19 protein-coding genes are annotated in these 15,660 nt (G+C 61.4%); 8 read left to right on the top strand and 11 right to left on the bottom strand.

Annotated features, from left to right (window positions below; all coding sequences use genetic code 11):
* Positions 1-2 precede the first annotated feature (2 nt).
* Positions 3-893, bottom strand: coding sequence for an NAD(P)-dependent oxidoreductase (locus tag NJC38_RS22495; RefSeq protein ID WP_253117175.1), 891 nt, complete (start codon positions 891-893; stop codon positions 3-5).
* Between the two features lie 136 nt (positions 894-1,029).
* On the opposite strand from NJC38_RS22495, the gene NJC38_RS22500 reads away from it, so the two are divergent.
* Entirely contained in the window at positions 1,030-1,941 is a 912-nt protein-coding gene (locus NJC38_RS22500) for a LysR family transcriptional regulator (RefSeq protein WP_253117176.1), read from the top strand.
* Between the two features lie 99 nt (positions 1,942-2,040).
* Here NJC38_RS22500 and NJC38_RS22505 read toward each other — a convergent pair whose 3' ends face one another.
* Positions 2,041-2,679 (bottom strand): XRE family transcriptional regulator, encoded by a 639-nt coding sequence (locus NJC38_RS22505; protein WP_253117177.1) that lies wholly within the window; start codon positions 2,677-2,679, stop codon positions 2,041-2,043.
* Positions 2,676-2,843 carry a hypothetical protein gene (locus NJC38_RS22510; RefSeq protein WP_173426699.1) on the bottom strand — a complete coding sequence of 56 codons (168 nt, stop codon included), beginning with the start codon at positions 2,841-2,843 and terminating at the stop codon, positions 2,676-2,678. Before NJC38_RS22510 ends, NJC38_RS22505 begins: the two co-directional genes overlap by 4 nt.
* A gap of 254 nt (positions 2,844-3,097) precedes the next feature.
* Between NJC38_RS22510 and NJC38_RS22515 the strand changes: the two genes are divergently transcribed.
* Genes NJC38_RS22515 through NJC38_RS22530 form a run of 4 tightly spaced genes read left to right on the top strand, consistent with a single transcriptional unit; the run spans position 3,098 to position 6,113 of the window.
* The gene (locus tag NJC38_RS22515) at positions 3,098-3,763 is read left to right on the top strand and encodes an amino acid ABC transporter permease (RefSeq protein ID WP_253117178.1); all 666 of its coding nucleotides are present in this window, start codon (positions 3,098-3,100) and stop codon (positions 3,761-3,763) included.
* Positions 3,744-4,403: an amino acid ABC transporter permease gene (locus NJC38_RS22520; protein ID WP_253117179.1), complete on the top strand. Its 660-nt coding sequence runs from the start codon at positions 3,744-3,746 to the stop codon at positions 4,401-4,403. Before NJC38_RS22515 ends, NJC38_RS22520 begins: the two co-directional genes overlap by 20 nt.
* Positions 4,400-5,182, top strand: a complete 783-nt coding sequence (locus NJC38_RS22525; protein WP_253117180.1) for an amino acid ABC transporter ATP-binding protein — start codon at positions 4,400-4,402, stop codon at positions 5,180-5,182. Before NJC38_RS22520 ends, NJC38_RS22525 begins: the two co-directional genes overlap by 4 nt.
* A 25-nt stretch (positions 5,183-5,207) precedes the next feature.
* The gene (locus NJC38_RS22530) at positions 5,208-6,113 is read left to right on the top strand and encodes a transporter substrate-binding domain-containing protein (protein WP_253117181.1); all 906 of its coding nucleotides are present in this window, start codon (positions 5,208-5,210) and stop codon (positions 6,111-6,113) included.
* 103 nt (positions 6,114-6,216) lie between these two features.
* On the opposite strand, the gene NJC38_RS22535 is transcribed toward NJC38_RS22530, so the two are convergent.
* The 7 genes from NJC38_RS22535 to NJC38_RS22565 form a co-directional block, all read right to left on the bottom strand.
* Complete coding sequence (locus tag NJC38_RS22535) at positions 6,217-7,455, bottom strand: Zn-dependent hydrolase (protein ID WP_253117182.1); 1,239 nt, start codon at positions 7,453-7,455, stop codon at positions 6,217-6,219.
* A complete protein-coding gene (locus NJC38_RS22540) occupies positions 7,452-7,931 on the bottom strand; it encodes an L-2-amino-thiazoline-4-carboxylic acid hydrolase (protein WP_045491520.1) in 480 nt (159 codons plus the stop codon). Before NJC38_RS22540 ends, NJC38_RS22535 begins: the two co-directional genes overlap by 4 nt.
* Before the next feature lie 148 nt (positions 7,932-8,079).
* A complete protein-coding gene (locus NJC38_RS22545; RefSeq protein ID WP_045491517.1) occupies positions 8,080-9,228 on the bottom strand; it encodes a branched-chain amino acid ABC transporter substrate-binding protein in 1,149 nt (382 codons plus the stop codon).
* A 185-nt stretch (positions 9,229-9,413) separates the two neighbouring features.
* Positions 9,414-10,130: an ABC transporter ATP-binding protein gene (locus NJC38_RS22550; RefSeq protein WP_253117183.1), complete on the bottom strand. Its 717-nt coding sequence runs from the start codon at positions 10,128-10,130 to the stop codon at positions 9,414-9,416.
* Positions 10,123-10,896 (bottom strand): ABC transporter ATP-binding protein, encoded by a 774-nt coding sequence (locus tag NJC38_RS22555; RefSeq protein WP_045491511.1) that lies wholly within the window; start codon positions 10,894-10,896, stop codon positions 10,123-10,125. Before NJC38_RS22555 ends, NJC38_RS22550 begins: the two co-directional genes overlap by 8 nt.
* Positions 10,893-12,002, bottom strand: coding sequence for an ABC transporter ATP-binding protein (locus tag NJC38_RS22560; protein WP_253117184.1), 1,110 nt, complete (start codon positions 12,000-12,002; stop codon positions 10,893-10,895). The genes NJC38_RS22555 and NJC38_RS22560 overlap by 4 nt, the downstream gene beginning before the upstream one ends.
* Positions 11,999-12,949, bottom strand: a complete 951-nt coding sequence (locus NJC38_RS22565) for a branched-chain amino acid ABC transporter permease (protein ID WP_045491507.1) — start codon at positions 12,947-12,949, stop codon at positions 11,999-12,001. The genes NJC38_RS22560 and NJC38_RS22565 overlap by 4 nt, the downstream gene beginning before the upstream one ends.
* 186 nt (positions 12,950-13,135) lie before the next feature.
* Here NJC38_RS22565 and NJC38_RS22570 point away from each other — a divergent pair, with 186 nt between their 5' ends.
* From NJC38_RS22570 to NJC38_RS22580, 3 genes are all read left to right on the top strand, one after another.
* Positions 13,136-14,032 (top strand): LysR substrate-binding domain-containing protein, encoded by an 897-nt coding sequence (locus NJC38_RS22570; RefSeq protein WP_253117185.1) that lies wholly within the window; start codon positions 13,136-13,138, stop codon positions 14,030-14,032.
* 80 nt (positions 14,033-14,112) lie between these two features.
* Positions 14,113-14,589, top strand: coding sequence for an OsmC family protein (locus tag NJC38_RS22575; protein WP_253117186.1), 477 nt, complete (start codon positions 14,113-14,115; stop codon positions 14,587-14,589).
* Positions 14,590-14,650: 61 nt separating this feature from the next.
* Positions 14,651-15,058, top strand: a complete 408-nt coding sequence (locus tag NJC38_RS22580; protein WP_253117187.1) for a VOC family protein — start codon at positions 14,651-14,653, stop codon at positions 15,056-15,058.
* Positions 15,059-15,355: 297 nt separating this feature from the next.
* Here the strand turns inward: NJC38_RS22580 and NJC38_RS22585 are convergent, their stop codons facing one another.
* The gene (locus NJC38_RS22585) at positions 15,356-15,595 is read right to left on the bottom strand and encodes a hypothetical protein (protein ID WP_253117188.1); all 240 of its coding nucleotides are present in this window, start codon (positions 15,593-15,595) and stop codon (positions 15,356-15,358) included.
* Positions 15,596-15,660 lie beyond the last annotated feature (65 nt).

Consider the following 15,660-nt stretch of genomic DNA (forward strand, 5'->3'; position numbering starts at 1 on the left):
GTTTATTCCTCACGGCCAAACAGGGCGTTGTCGGTGCGCTGCACGATGCAGCAGAAGTCTGCGCCGTCGGGCAGGGTGGCGCTGCTGTCTTGCCATAGCTGCGCAACGGTGCGTGCCAGCGGCAGGTCGAGATCCATACTTGCTGCAAGATCGCTGGCCAGCCCCACATCCTTGCGCATCAGGCCCATGCTGAAACCTGAGTCATAGGCTTTGTTCAGCACCCAGGTCGGAAACATCACCTGGCTGGCGCCACTGCGCCCGGAGCCGGCATTGAGGCCCTGCAGGAGTTTTTGCGGGTCTACACCGGCCTTGGCGGCCATGCTCACGGCTTCGGCGGTGGTAATCAGGTGCGCGGCGGCGAGCATGTTGTTGGCGATCTTGGCCACGTTGCCCGCGCCACAGCTGCCAATGTGCACACGGCTGCCGCTCATGGCTTCGAGCACCGGCATGACCTTGGCCAGGTCTGCTTCGTCGCCGCCGATGACCATCGACATGCTGCCGGTGGCTGCGCCTTTGGGGCCGCCAGATACTGGCGCATCCATGAACGCAATGCCTTTGTCGCGCAACGCCGCCGCCACTTTGCGGCTGGCCTCCGGGGTTGAGGTGGTGGTGTCGATCACCACCAGGCCCTCGCGGCCCAGCTCGATGATGCCTTGCTCACCCAGGCACACCGCCTCGACATGCTCGGCCTTGGGCAACGACAGGATCAGCACGTCAACGGCCTTGATCAACTCGTCACGTGCCGCAACCGGCTTGACGCCTTTGTCCTGCGCCAGGGCCAATGCGGCAGGCGACAGGTCGAAGCCGCTTACATCGAATCCCTTGCCGGCCAGCGTGGCCGCCATGCCGCCGCCCATATTGCCCAGCCCGATTACGCCCACCTTGAATGTCATGTCGCACGCTCGCTGTTATTCGAAATCATGAATGAAGTGAATGAAGCCAATGGGTCGAGTATGGACAGCCCTCAGTCATCGCAGCAATAATCGCTCAAACCCAATTCTGTTGCTTTTATAGCAACACAGGAGCCTTATGAGTCTGGTTCAGGATCGGCGCATTCTGTATTTCTTCGAGGCCGTACGGCTGGGCAGTGTGCGTGCCGCGGCGGACTTTCTCGACGTGGCGGCCTCGGCGGTCAGCCGCCAGATCGCCCAGCTTGAACACGAACTGGGCAGCCCGCTGCTGGAGCGCCATCGGCGCGGAGTAAAGCCCACCGAGGCCGGTGAACGGGTCTTGCTTTACTACCGTCAGCGGCTCTCGCAACAGGAGGTGTTGCTCGATTCATTGCAGGCATTGCGTGGCTTGCAGAGCGGTTCGGTGGTGCTGGCGATCGGCGAGGGTTTTATTGATGGCCTGGTCGCGCCGCTGAGCCGGTTCTCCGAGGAGTACCCGCGCATCGACCTGCAGGTCAACGTGTGCGGCACTAACGAAGTGATTCGTCAGGTCGTCGAGGATGAAGCCCATCTGGGCCTGGTCTTCAACCCGCCCACCGACCCCAAGATCCGCTCCCATGCGCATACCCGCCAGCCAGTGTGCGTCGCGGTCAGCCCGGAGCATCCTCTGGCGCAGCATACCGAGCCATTGCCGCTCAAGGGGCTGGACAGCTATCGGTTGGCGTTGCCTGGAGTGTCATACGGGATCCGCCAGATCGTCACCCAGGCCGAACACCGCCTGGGGTTAACCCTGACGCCGACGCTGACCTGCAGCACCTTCGCCATGCTCAAGCGGTTTTCGATGCGTGGTGGAGTGACCTTGATGCCGATCTTTGTCATGGAAGACGAGATCCGCAACGGTCAGTTGGTGGCGTTGCCGCTGGAGAGCGAGATCTTCAGCAGCCCGGAAACTCACCTGATCAGCCGCCTGGGCCGTCAGTTGAGCGTGGGTGCCAGCCGTCTGTTGAGCATGGTCCTGCAGGACATGACGGCTTTCAAGGGCGAGGGTTAGAGGACGGAATACGGCCCGTAGGAGCGGCTTTAGCTGCGAAGCCTTTCGCAGCTAAAGCTGCTCCAGTGGCGCCGTGGCAGCGGGCGAGTCGCAACAGGCTTAGTCCAGTTGCTCGGGATGGCTGATCACCAGATACGCCACCGCTTCGCTGTCTGCCGGGTTGCGATAGCGGTGCGGCTGGTCGGCATAGAACAGGATCGAATCGCCAGGGGAGAGCAGGTAGCGCTCCTCATTGACACTGATTTCCAGCACGCCTTGAGTCACCACCAGGTTTTCTTGTACACCGGCGGCATGACCCTGCGAGCTTTCTTCACCCAGGGGGCTGAGGCGGATTTCATAGAATTCGGTCTGGCGTGAACGATCGAACGGGAACAGCGCACGGCTGACAAAGTGGCCGCCGGGGCTGACCAGCCGTTTGCTGTCGCGGGCCGGCAAGAGTTCGACACCCTCGAAGGCGCGTGTTTCGAGAAACGCCGCCACCGAGACTTTCAAGCCTTTGGCAATCTTGCACAGTACTTTGATCGACGGCACGCTGCGCCCGGACTCAATCTGCGCGAGCATGGCGCGGCTGACCCCGCTCAAGCGGGCCAGGGCGTCGAGTGACAGATACCGTTTGCTGCGCAGACGTTGCAGGTTAAGGGCCACCCGCTCGCCGATCAGGTCCTCGTCGGCGGGCGCATATTCAGTCGACAGTGGCGGCGCTTCCTCTGCGGCCACTGCGCTGCGCAGCAGGCTCATGGCCGTGCCTTGCCGATCTGCACATCCTGTTGCGCCATCATCTGGGTCCATGCGTTGAGCCCGGAGCACGCGGCATACATCTTCCACATCAACTCGGCGTTACGGCGTGCTTCACGGCGTTTGCGGTGGAGGGTGAAGTCGATGACGGTAGCGGTGGCTTGCATGGTGCGTACTCAGTGCGAGGTAAGTGGGGCTACAGTAGCGATTTTCAGTTAGACCCAGAAATACTGAATTTACATGTGTTAATTCCTTTTTGGACTTAGCGAAAGCTGTACGCTCGTGCCTCGCTTATGGCGGCGAATGGCAGATTTTTTCGCCTATGCTTAGTCGATAACGTTATTTCCAGACAGGCTATTTGTGTCTATAGGCTATAAGCAACTGGCCACAAGCCAATACTGCTCGCTTATAAGTCCTCGCAATGACCCTCGACTATGCATTTATTCTCAGTACGCTACCGGCGTTTCTGAAAGCTGTTGGCGTGACGCTCCAGGTCGGCCTGATCGCCATCTGCACCTCGCTGCTGGTGGCCCTGCTCAACACCGTGATCCTGATGTTCCGCACCCCGGTGCTGTGCCGTCTGATCGGTCTGTATGTGGAACTGGCGCGTAACACGCCGTTGCTGATCCAGCTGTTCTTCATTTATTTCGCACTGCCGACCCTGGGCTTCAAGGTGTCCGGGTTTGCCGCCGCGATCATCACCATGACCTTTCTTGGCGGCGCCTACCTCACTGAGGTGCTGCGCGCCGGCATCGAGGCGGTGCCGGCGGCACAACTGGAGTCGGGGCGTTCCATCGGCCTGTCGGATTGGCAATTGCTGCGCCACGTGATCCTGCCCCAGGCCGGAATCCTCAGCCTGCCGGCGCTGTTCGCCAATTTCATTTTCCTGCTCAAGGAAACCACGGTGGTGTCTGCCGTGGCGGTGCCGGAGATTCTCTACACCACCAAGAGCTACATCGCCCTGTACTACAAGACCTACGAGATGCTCACGGTGCTGACCCTGATCTGCATACTGCTATTCCTGCCGCTGTCATTGCTGCTCAGCTACCTGGAACGGAGGCTGCAACATGGCCAGTTCGGGTCTTGAGTTGCTGTGGGTGTCGCTGCCGCTGCTGGCTGAAGGCGCGGCGCGCACCCTGTCGATCTCGGCGTTGAGCATTATGTTGAGTACCGCTGGCGGCGTGCTTTACGGCTCGCTGACGACCTTGGGGATCGGCTGGCTGAACGTCTTGCTGCGCATTTACCTGGAGCTGTTTCGCGCCATTCCGGTGCTGGTCTGGCTGTATCTGCTGTTCTTTGGCTTGCCGATCTTCTTCGGTCTGAGCATTCCGAGCTTCTGGTGCGCAGTGCTGGTGCTGAGCCTGTGGGGCGCCAGCGAGGTGGGCGAGGTGGCGCGTGGCGCCCTCAAATCGCTGCCTAAAGGTCAGCGTGAGGCCGGGCTGTCGATTGGCTTGTCTGCGGTGCAGCTTTACGGCCATGTGCTGTTGCCTCAGGCGCTCAAGCGCATGACCCCGCCGACCATCAACATCTATACGCGGATCATCAAGACCAGCTCGCTGGCGGTGTTGATCGGTGTGGTCGACGTCATCAAGGTCGGCCAGCAGATCATCGAGCGTACCTATGAGTCGGTGCTGATCTACGGCGCGCTGTTTCTATTTTTCTTCTTTATCTGTTACCCGCTGTCGGTCGCCTCGCGCGTGCTGGAGCGGCGCTGGACACAAGCATGAGCGCACTGATCGAGTTCAAGGGCTTCAACAAGTTTTTCGGCAGCAACCAGGTGCTCAAAGAGGTTGACCTGCAGGTCGCCTCCGGCGAAGTCATTGTGGTGCTCGGGCCCAGCGGCTGCGGCAAAAGCACCTTGCTGCGTTGCCTCAATGGCCTGGAGCAGGCGCAGGGCGGCGAGCTGCATTTTGCCGGTCAGCAGTTGCTGGCAGCGGGCACCGACTGGCGCAAGGTGCGCCAGGACATCGGCATGGTGTTCCAGAGCTATCACCTGTTCCCGCACATGACCGTGCTCGACAACATCCTGCTCGGCCCGCTGAAAGTACAGCGCCGCGAGCGCAAAGAAGCGCGGGCCCAAGCCGAGGCCCTGTTGCAGCGGGTGGGCCTGGCCGACAAGCGCGATGCTTATCCAAGGCAGCTCTCCGGCGGCCAGCAGCAACGCATCGCCATTGTCCGTTCGCTGTGCATGAACCCCAAGGTCATGCTGTTCGATGAAGTCACCGCCGCCCTTGACCCGGAAATGGTCAAGGAGGTGCTGGAGGTGATCCTCGACCTGGCACGGGGCGGCATGACCATGCTGATCGTCACCCATGAAATGGGCTTTGCCCGCGCCGTGGCCGACCGCATCGTGTTCATGGAGGCCGGGCGCATCCTTGAACAGCGTGATCCGGAGTCTTTCTTCACCCATCCTTCGAGCGCACGTGCGCAGCAGTTTCTGGAGAAGTTCTCTTACGTTGAAAGCCTGCCGGGCAAGGCCAGCCATGCCCGTGCAGCGGCTATCTGAAAGCTGCTAGATAAAAGGACATCTTATGACCACTGCCACCTCCAAATTTGCCCGTTCTTTACTGTTGCTGCCCCTGTTTGGCCTGGGTTTGCTGGCCGGTTGCGGCCAGGGCGACAAGGCCCCGAAGCCAGCGGCTGCCGCACCCGCCCAGGCGGCCGCGCCGGCACCGGCCAGCTACCTGGACAAGATCAAGGCGCGCGACAAGCTGATCGTTGGGGTCTTCACTGACAAACCGCCGTTCGGCTTTGTGGATGAGAAGGGCAAGTATGTTGGCTTCGATACCGACATCGGTCGGCAATTCGCCAAGTCGCTGCTGGGTGATGAAAACAAGGTCGAGTTTGTCGCTGTTGAACCGGCCAGCCGGATTCCGTTCCTGCAAAGCGACAAGGTCGACATCATCCTTGCCAACATGACCGTGACCCCGGAGCGCAAGCAAGCGGTGGACTTCACCAACCCGAACCTCAAGGTCGCGGTGCAGGCGCTGGTGCCGGATAACAGCCCGGTGCAAAAGCTCGATGACCTGGCCGACAAGACCATCATCGTCACCACTGGCACCACCGCTGACGTGTGGCTGACCAAGAACCATCCGGACTGGAAGCTGCTCAAGTTCGAGAAAAACTCCGAGTCGCTGCAAGCCCTGGCCAACGGTCGTGGTGACGCTTATGCGCAAGACAACCTGGTGCTGTTCAGCTGGGCCAAACAGAACCCAGGCTACCGGACCCTGCCGGAAAAGCTCGGCGGCGAAGCACCGATTGCTCCGGCGGTGAAAAAAGGCAATATCGAACTGCGTGACTGGGTCAATGCCGAACTTGCCAAACTCGGCCAGGACAAGTACCTGCTGAAACTGTACGACCAGTATGTGCGCAAGGAACTGGCTGAAGACACCAAACCTGAAGACGTGATTGTCGAAGGCGGCAACTGGCAGGGTTGATCGGCATTGTAGGAGCGGCTTTAGCCGCGAAAGCTTCGCCGCTAAAGCTGCTCCTACAGGGTTCTGTGTTTCCTGCGCGATAGCGCACAGCGCTGCCAGAGTCTTAATGCTCGTTGGCTTTGGCTAACACCGCCTGCAACAGCACATTCGCCCCGGCCTCGGACCAGTGCGGATGAATATGCTCAGCCTCGTTATGGCTTAGCCCATCGACACAAGGGACAAAGATCATCGCGGTCGGTGCCACCCGGCTCAGGTAACAGGCGTCGTGGCCGGCCCCGGAAATCATTCGCTTGTGGCTGTAGCCCAGTTCCACTGCTGCGCGCTGCACCTGATCGACGCAAGCCGCGTCAAAGGCAATCGGCGCGTACTGGAAGATCTGCTTGAGCTCATGGCCTAGGCCGGTGGCGGCGGCGATATCGGCGACTTCCGTCCGCAATTGCGCGTCCAGCTGCTCCAGCACCGCTTCGTCCGGGTGGCGGAATTCGACGCTGAACAACGCGCGCCCCGGCACTACGTTGCGCGAGTTCGGGTAAACCTGCACCCAGCCCACGGTGGCGCGACCTTCGTCGCCCTGGGCCAGGCCCATGGCGTTGACCGCTTCGACGATGCGCGCCACACCGAGCAGGGCGTCGAGGCGATGGTTCATCGGTGTAGTGCCGGCGTGGGCGCTGCGCCCGTGCAGTTCTATTTCGTACCAGCGCTGGCCTTGCGCGCCGCTGACCACGCCAATGGTGATGTCTTCGGCTTCCAGAATCGGGCCTTGTTCGATATGCAGCTCGAACGCGGCATGGATGTCGCGCCCGCCCATGGGTTCGTTGCCCGCGTAGCCGATTTGCTGCAGCGCCTGGCCGATGCTCACGCCTTGGGCGTCTGTGCGCGACAGGCCGTATTCGAGGTCAAATACCCCGGTATAAACCCCCGAAGCAATCATCGCCGGGGCAAAGCGCGAGCCTTCTTCGTTGGTCCAGTTGATCACTTCGATGCTGCGTTCAGTGGCGATGCCATGATCGTTGAGGCTGCGCACCACCTCCAGCCCGGCCAGCACGCCGTAGATGCCGTCGAACTTGCCGCCAGCCGGTTGCGAGTCACCGTGCGAGCCAGTCACTACCGGGGGCAGGCTGTCGTCACGGCCGGGGCGGCGGGCAAACATATTGCCCATGGCGTCGACCTTGACGGTGCAGCCGGCCTCGATGGCCCATTGCTTGAACAGGTCGCGGCCAATGCGGTCTTCTTCGGTCAATGCCAGGCGTGATACGCCGCCCTTGGGCGTGGCGCCGATCTGCGCCATTTCCATCAGCGAGTCCCACAGGCGTTGGCCGTTGATACGCGGTGCCTGGCTCATTGGTCTTTTACCTTGTAGCGGAAATTGCAATGCGACGAGCCCTGCATAATGGTCTGGGTGCGGGTCAGCTCGACATTGGGGTCATAGCCTACGATGAACAATTCATCACGGGCACACGACAGCAGGTGGCCGATCTCGCCCAGGCCCATCTCGTGGTACATCTCGGCGTAGCGGCAGCGGTGCACGTCATAGTCGTAATGGGTCGCATCGCTGGCAATCACATCAACCTTCAAGGCGTCGTCCTGCTCCCACAGCGTTTGCAGGGCGACGAAACCGGCCAGGTCCGGGCCGTTGGGTTCCTTGGCCGCAAAATGCTGGCCGGCCTTGACCGCCGCCTGGCCAACCGCCTCGCCAATCACCGCCTGGGCCTTGTCCTTGCCGTAGTCGCGGACCAGGATTTCGTAGATCGGCTTGATGATCTCGGCTTCGATCCGGCGCCGGGCCAGAATGCCCATTTCGCCTTGTGCAGCGCTCATAGTGGTTCTCCTCTTCACGGTATTACAGGGTAAAAACCTAGCGAGCGAAGGTCAGGCAAGGCGAAAACCGACGAGCAAGCGCAATGTACTGAAGTACCTGAGCATTGCGAGCCGGTTTTCAACGCCGCCTGGCCGAGCGCAGCAGTTTTTACTTGCCGCCGGCTACGCTGACCGGTTCCCACTTGTTGCCCTTCACCTGGTAAACGGTAAAGGTCGGGTTTTTCAGGTTGCCCTGTGCATCGAACGCGATGGTGCCGGTCACGCCCTGATACTCGCTGGCGCGCAGCACCGGCAGGTATTTCTTTGGATCAAGGGAATCGGCTTTTTCCAGGGCATTGATCAGCACACCAACGCCGTCATAGGCGAACGGTGCGTGCAGCTCGATCGGCTGCTTGTAACGTTGCTTGTAGCTTTGATCGAAATCCTTGCCGCCGGGCATTTGCTCGACGGCCAGACCCGGCTCCAGGGCGGTGACGCCTTCGCCGTCTTTTTGCGCCAGGTTGAGGAAGGTCTGGCTGACAAAGCCGCCAGCGCCCATCAGGGTCGCCTTGATACCCAGTTGCTTGAGACGACGTGCCAGGCTGGCGGCCTGGGCGTCGACCCCGCCGAAGAACACCAGGTCCGGGTTCTTGCTGCGGATGCTGGTCAGCACGGCGCTGAAGTCGACGGTCTTGTCGTCGACGAACTCGCGGGCCACCACATTGCCGCCGCCGGCTTCAACCGACTTGACGAACTGATCGGCCAGGCCCTGGCCAAAGGCGGTGCGGTCGTCGAGCACGGCGATGCGCTTGGCCTTGAGGTTTTGCAGGGCGTATTGGCCGGCGACCTGACCGCCGTCATCGTCATGACCCATGACCCGGAAGCTGGTGTCGAAACCTTGCAGGGTATAGCCGTGGCCGGTGGCGACCGGCGCCACCTGGGCGATGCCCGCATCGTGGTACACGCGGGCCGCCGGGATGCTGGTGCCGGTGTTCCAGTGGCCAACCACACCGACCACGCCGGCATCGACCAGGCGCTGGGCGACGGTGACCGCGGTGCGCGGGTCGGACTGGTCGTCTTCGGAGACCAGCTTGTAGGTCACCGCTTCGCCGGCGATTTTCGGCTTGCGCGCGTTGGCCGCGTCGATGGCCAGTTGCGCGCCGTTTTCCAGGTCCTTGCCGATCCGCGCCGACGGGCCGGTGAGCGGGCCGGCCAGACCGATCAGGACGGTCTGGTCAGCCTGGGCGATAGCTGAGGTCAGGCTGCCGAGTAACAGACCGGCAGCGGTGGCGCGTTTGAAAAGGGTCGAGTACTGCATGGGTGAAGTTCCTTTGATCATTGCTATTAGGTACACGCCGGCTGCCCGGTAGCGCGGGTTTTAATTCAATCTTGAGCGCGTGTTTATGTAGGAGCGAGCTTGCTCGCGAAGACGGCAGGTCAGGCGATATAGGAGCTGTGACCTTGCTGACCCTTTCGCCAGCAAGCTGGCTCCTACACGCATCATCATTCTCCAAGGTAGGCGGCGCGCACCTGCGGGTCTTCGAGCAGTTCGCGGGAGGCGCCTTGAAGGGTGATACGCCCGCTGTCCATCACGTAGCCGCGTTCGGTCACTTGCAGCGCCAGCCGGGCGTTCTGCTCCACCAGCAGCAGGGTCATGCCGCTGCGGCACACTTCAGAGATCACTGCGAAGATCTTTTCGACCATCACCGGCGCCAGGCCCATGGACGGTTCGTCCAGCACCAGCAGGCGCGGGCGCGACATCAGTGCGCGGCCCAGGGCGAGCATCTGTTGTTCGCCGCCGGACAGTAGCCCGGCCGGTTGCTCCAGGCGCCTGCGCAGGTGCGGGAACCAGTCGAGGATACGTTCGATCTGGTCGGCTATGGCTGTCGTGTCGCGGCGCAGGTAGGCGCCGGTGTGGAGATTTTCCAGCACGCTCATGCGCGCAAACACGCCTCGACCTTCCGGCACCATGGCCAACCCGCGTTGCAGGCGCTGGTGGGCGCCCAGGCTGTGCAGCGGCTGGCCGTCGAAATGAATGGTGCCCGCACTCGCTGTCAGCAGGCCGGTCAGCGCCTTGAGGGTCGAAGTCTTGCCTGCACCATTGGCGCCGATCAGGGTTACGTGTTCGCCCTCAGCCACGTTCAGGCTCAGCGCGTTGACCGCTTCAATGGCGCCGTAGTGCACCGACAGGTCAAGAATTTGCAGCAAGGCTTCAGGCATGGCTGCCGGCTCCCAGGTAGGCCTCGATCACTGCCGGATTTTCACGCACCTGTTGCGGCGTGCCGCGGGCGATCACTTGGCCGTGGTCGAGAACAGTGATGCGGTCGCACAGGCCCATCACCAGTTTTACGTCGTGCTCAATCAGCAGCAGGGTGCGGCCGTCGCGGCGGATCTTGTCCAGCAGCTCGCGCAGTTGCTGCTTTTCCGAGAGGTTCATCCCTGCCGCCGGTTCGTCCAGTGCCAGCAGGCGTGGCTCGGTGGCCAGCGCACGGGCGATTTCCAGGCGCCGCTGGTGACCATAGGAGAGGGTGTCAGCGCGGCGCTCGGCCAGTTCGCCGATGCCGACGTAAGCCAGCCAGTCACGGGCAATGGCGCGGGTCTCGGCTTCTTCCTGGCGGGCGCGGCGATGGCGTAGCAGGGCGGCGAGCACGCCGTTGCGGGTGCGCACGTGGCGGCCAACCATAACGTTCTCCAGCGCAGTCATCGAACCGAACAGGCGGATGTTCTGGAAGGTTCGGGCGATGCCAGCCTGTGCCACCTTGTGCACCGATGACGGCTCGTAACGTTCACCGTCGAGACTGAACTGACCGCTATCGGCGCGGTACAAGCCGGTCATCAGATTGAAAAAGGTGGTTTTGCCTGCGCCATTGGGGCCAATCAGGCCGTGCACTTCGCCCGCCTGAATCGCCAGGCTGACATCCTGCACGGCGGTCACGCCGCCAAAGTGTTTACTGACATGGCGCAGCTCCAGCAGTGGTTTGCTCATCGACTGACCTCCCGTTGGGCTGGCCATAGACCGGTCGGTCTGAAATGCATCACCAGGATCAGCGCCAGGCCATAGAACAACTGACGGATGATTTCCGGATCGATCAGCACTTCACCAAACAGGCTCATCTGCAAGCTGCCCATGGTCGAGCGCAGCACCTCCGGCAGGGCGGCCAGCAGCACGCAGCCAAGGATCACCCCAGGCACATGACCCATGCCGCCAAGCACGACCATGGCCAGCACCGCCACCGACTCGTTGAGGGTGAATGACTCTGGCGAGACGAAGCCCTGGAACGAGGCGAACAGTGCGCCGCCAATGCCGCCGAACGCAGCGCCGATGGCGAAGGCCAGCAATTTCAGGCGTTTGGTGTCAAGGCCCATGGCCGCTGCTGCGTCTTCGTCCTCTCGAATCGCCACCCAGGCGCGACCGATCCGCGAATCCTGCAAGCGCAGGCAGGCCAGCATGATCAGAACCGCCAGCGCCGCGAACAGGTAGTAATACAGGTGCACCGATGGCACACGCCAACCGAATATTTCCTGGGTGCGCGCCAGGTTCATGCCGAACAACTGGATCGGCTCGATGGAGGCGATGCCTTTCGGGCCATTGGTGATGTTTACCGGCCGGTCAAGATTGCGCATGAAGATGCGGATGATCTCGCCAAAGCCCAGCGTCACAATAGCCAGGTAGTCACCGCGCAGGCGCAGGGTCGGCGCGCCAAGCACGATACCCAGCCCCGCGGCGAGTAACGCGGCCAACGGCACGATCAGCCAGATTGAGGTATGCAGGCCGTCCGGCAAGGCGGCCGCCAGCGCCGGGAACTGGGTCAGCAAGTGCGGCGAAGACAACAGCGCTGCCAGATAGGCGCCCAGCGCGTAAAAGGCAATAAAGCCCAGATCCAGCAAGCCGGCGTAGCCGACCACGATGTTCAGGCCCAGGGCGAGCATGATGTACAGCAGGGCGAAGTCCAGGGTGCGCACCCAGGCGTTGCCACCGGCATACCCGGCCAGCCAGGGCGCCAGCAGCAGGGCAGTGGCGAACAGCACCACACCCAGGTGTGGGCTGGCGCGCCGTGGCAAGTTGATCACGCGGCTGATGATCGGGCTCATGCGCGCACCGCCAGCCGCTCACCGAGCAGGCCGCTGGGGCGCAGCACCAGCACGGCGATCAGCACCATGAACGCGAACACGTCCTGATAGTTGCTGCCGAATACACCATTGGTAAGTTCACCGAGGTAGCCGGTGCCCAACGCTTCGATCAGCCCCAGCAGAATGCCGCCGAGCATCGCGCCCTTGATGTTGCCGATACCGCCGAGTACGGCGGCGGTAAACGCTTTGAGTCCCGGCAGAAAGCCCATATAAAAATGTGCATTGCCGTAATTGCTGGCCATCATCACGCCGGCCAGAGCGGCCAGCGCACCGCCTATTGCGAACGTCAGCACGATCACGGTATTGGGGTTGATGCCCATCAGGCTGGCGACTTGTGGATTTTCTGCCACGGCGCGCATGGCACGGCCCAGGCGGGTGCGGTTGACCAGCAACAGCAGGGCGCCCATCACCGTCGCGGCGATGGCCACAGTGGCAATCGCCGTGAGGTTGGTGATTGCCGGGGCGCTGTCTTCACTGCCGGCGGTGAGCTCAATCGGGTCCAGCGGCAAGAGCTGAGGGAACATCAGCGGGTTGCGGCTCCAGATCAGCATGGCGACGGTCTGCAATAGCAAGGACACGCCCAGGCCGCTGATCAGTGGTGCCAGCCGTGGCGCGTTGCGCAGGCGGCGGTAGGCAACGCGCTCAATCAGCCCGGCCAGCACCGCGCAGACTGCCATGGCCGCCACCGTGGCGATAGCCAGCACCAGCAGGTCCGGGCAGCCGGGCAGTATGGCCTGCAATAGGTGAATGGCTGACAGGCCGACCAGCGCGCCAATCATCAACAGATCGCCATGGGCGAAATTGATGATGCGTAAAATTCCGTAGACCATGGTGTAGCCCAGTGCGATCAACGCATACAGGCTGCCAAGCACCAGGCCGTTGAGCAGTTGCTGGATGAAGGTATCCATGAAGAGCGAAAAGCCTTTGGTTCAAGCGCGGGAGAGCGAAGGCGGCACAGTAGGTAATTATTCTAAATTTATCAAATATCTAAAACTCATATGGTTATAAGTGATTTCGATATGGAATCAATTATCGATTTATTTCAGTAAATATTGAGTGTTCACAAGCAGGTTGAATCGGATTAAGCTCAATACATGAATAAATTAGAACAGTTTGATAATGACCCTCCACTGCGTGCAGTGCGAACCTTCGAAGCCTTCGCCCGCCATGGCGGGGTCAACGCCGCCGCCCGCGAGCTGGACATTTCGCCTTCGGCCATCAGCCACCAGTTGCGTCTGCTCGAAGAGTTTCTCGGCCAGCCGCTGACCTCGCGGCAGGGCCGTAACCTGATTCTCACTGATGATGGCCGCGAGTATTACCGCGCCATTCGCTCGGCGTTCGCGGTGCTGCGCAGCGCCACCGATCATGTTCGAGAGCAGTCGAGCACTCGCCAGGTGACCATCAGTTTGATCCCGATGTTCGGCATCAATCTGTTCATTCCGCGATTGGCTCAGTTTCTCGCCGATAACCCAGGGGTGGACGTCAATGTCACCTACGCCAACCACCGCAGTTACCCGAGCGACGCGGCTGATATTTCCATTCGTTTCGGCACCGGCCACTGGCCGGGTTATCACAGTGAGCCGATGATGTCCGGCGCGGTGACGCCCTGGTGCAGCCGCGAGTTCTACCAGCGCCATGGCCCTTTCGATTCGCTGCAGGCGCTTAGCGAATTACCGCTGCTGCACGACGAAGAGCGCGGGACCTGGGCGCAATGGTTTCACCGTGCTGGCGTGAAGCATCCGGCGGCTTTGCAAGGGCTGCTGTTCGAGGATGGCCAGCTGGCGTTGAGCGCGGCGCAGAATGGCCTGGGCTGCGCGTTGTTGCGCGAGCCACTGATTACCGGGCTCCGTGACAGCGGGGAACTGGTCAAGCTGTCGGATCTGACACTCGATGACGGGCGAGCCTACTGTCTGTGTCGGCGGGCGGATGGGCAGTTGTCCAGAGAGGGGGTGAATTTATACAGCTGGCTCAAGAGCGGGTTGGGAGGCTGACAAGGCAGGATTGCTTCAACCTCTTGTTGGCGCGGCCGGAAACCGCCACCCTGTGCATTCCCTACCCAAGGAGTCCGCTAATGGCCGACAAACAACATCAGTACCAAGTCAAAGTGACCTGGACCGGTAATCAGGGCACTGGAACCTCTGCTCACCGCAGCTACAGCCGCGATCACCGGATCGAAGCGGCCGGCAAGCTCAGTGGCATCGACGGCTCTTCCGACCCGGCCTTTCGCGGCGATCCGGCGCGCTGGAACCCTGAGGACTTGTTGGTCGCCTCGTTGTCGGCCTGCCATAAACTCTGGTACCTGGGCTTGTGCGCCAGCGCCGGTATTGTGGTCCAGGCGTATGAAGACAACGCTGAGGGCGTGATGCTGGAGCAGGCCGACGGTGCCGGGCAATTCACCTCGGTAGTGCTGCGACCCACGGTAACCCTGGCGCCGGGCAGTGATCTGGACAAAGCCCTGGAGCTGCACCATGCGGCCCATGAAACATGCTTCATTGCCCGTTCGGTGAATTTTCCGGTGACCTGTGAGCCGCAGTTGGTGATTGGCTGAGCGGGCCAGCCGCTGACTTGTACTGGGTCGATTCGAGCGCCCCATAACAACAGGAGGTCGCATGTTCAGCCATATCCAGATCGGCGCCCGTGACTTGCCGAGGATGATCGCCTTCTACGACGCAGTCCTCGCGCCGCTCGGGCTGGTTCGCGCCCCTGACGCCGACGATAACGGACCACCGGGGGCTGGCTGGCATAAACCCGGTAGCGGCTGGCCGTTTTTTTATGTGCAATTGCCGTTCAATGGTTTGCCGGCGACCTGGGGCAACGGCGTGCAGGTCAGCTTTGCGGCGGCTTCACAGCAGCAGGTGCGGGACGCCTGGGCGGCGGCGATGGCGCTGGGCGCTACCAATGAGGGAGAGCCCGGCATCCGTGTGCACTACGCGCCCGATTATTACGGCGCGTACTGCCGCGACCCGGAAGGCAACAAGCTGTGCTTTGTGCATGCCAATGATTTGCCTGGACCGTAACGGCAACGGCTCCTGGAATCACCCCGGTCGCGGCCAACCTTTATGGCTAAGGCCAATACTGTTCAGTTAGACCGGTGGGAGGCAGCTCTGCTGGCGAAGACAGCGGCACATTCGCAGCAGATGTAGTGTTTTTACTGGCCTCTTCGCGAGCAAGCTCGCTCCCACCGGGTCCGCAGTGCTTATCTGAACAGTATTGTGGCTAAGGCCAATACTGTTCGGTTAGACCGGCTGCTCCCACAAAGGTATGCGGCGCTTATCCGAACAGTATCGTGGCTAGGGTGGTTGCATCGCCTGCCGTCAGGCTCGGCCATCGGCAACGTCGCGCTCGATCTTGTCGACTTGACGCTGCAGCTCTTCGGCTTCCTGCTCTTTGGTGCGGATCGTCGTCGGGGTGAGCACTTCATCCACCGCTCGGGTTTTGCCAGACGGATCCTCAAGGTCGCGGCGTACCACATCCACCGGTTTGCCTTCGGCATCCACGGCGCGGCCTGCGGTGTCTGCACCTGCATTACGTTCGAGCTTACTGTTGTCGTTCATGGTAATACCTCCCGTGCATGTAAGAATGTTGAGAGTTCTCATGCACAGGAGTTCGACTTTTTTTC

The sequence above is a fragment of the Pseudomonas sp. 21LCFQ010 genome, from assembly GCF_024129905.1.
Lineage (GTDB): Bacteria > Pseudomonadota > Gammaproteobacteria > Pseudomonadales > Pseudomonadaceae > Aquipseudomonas.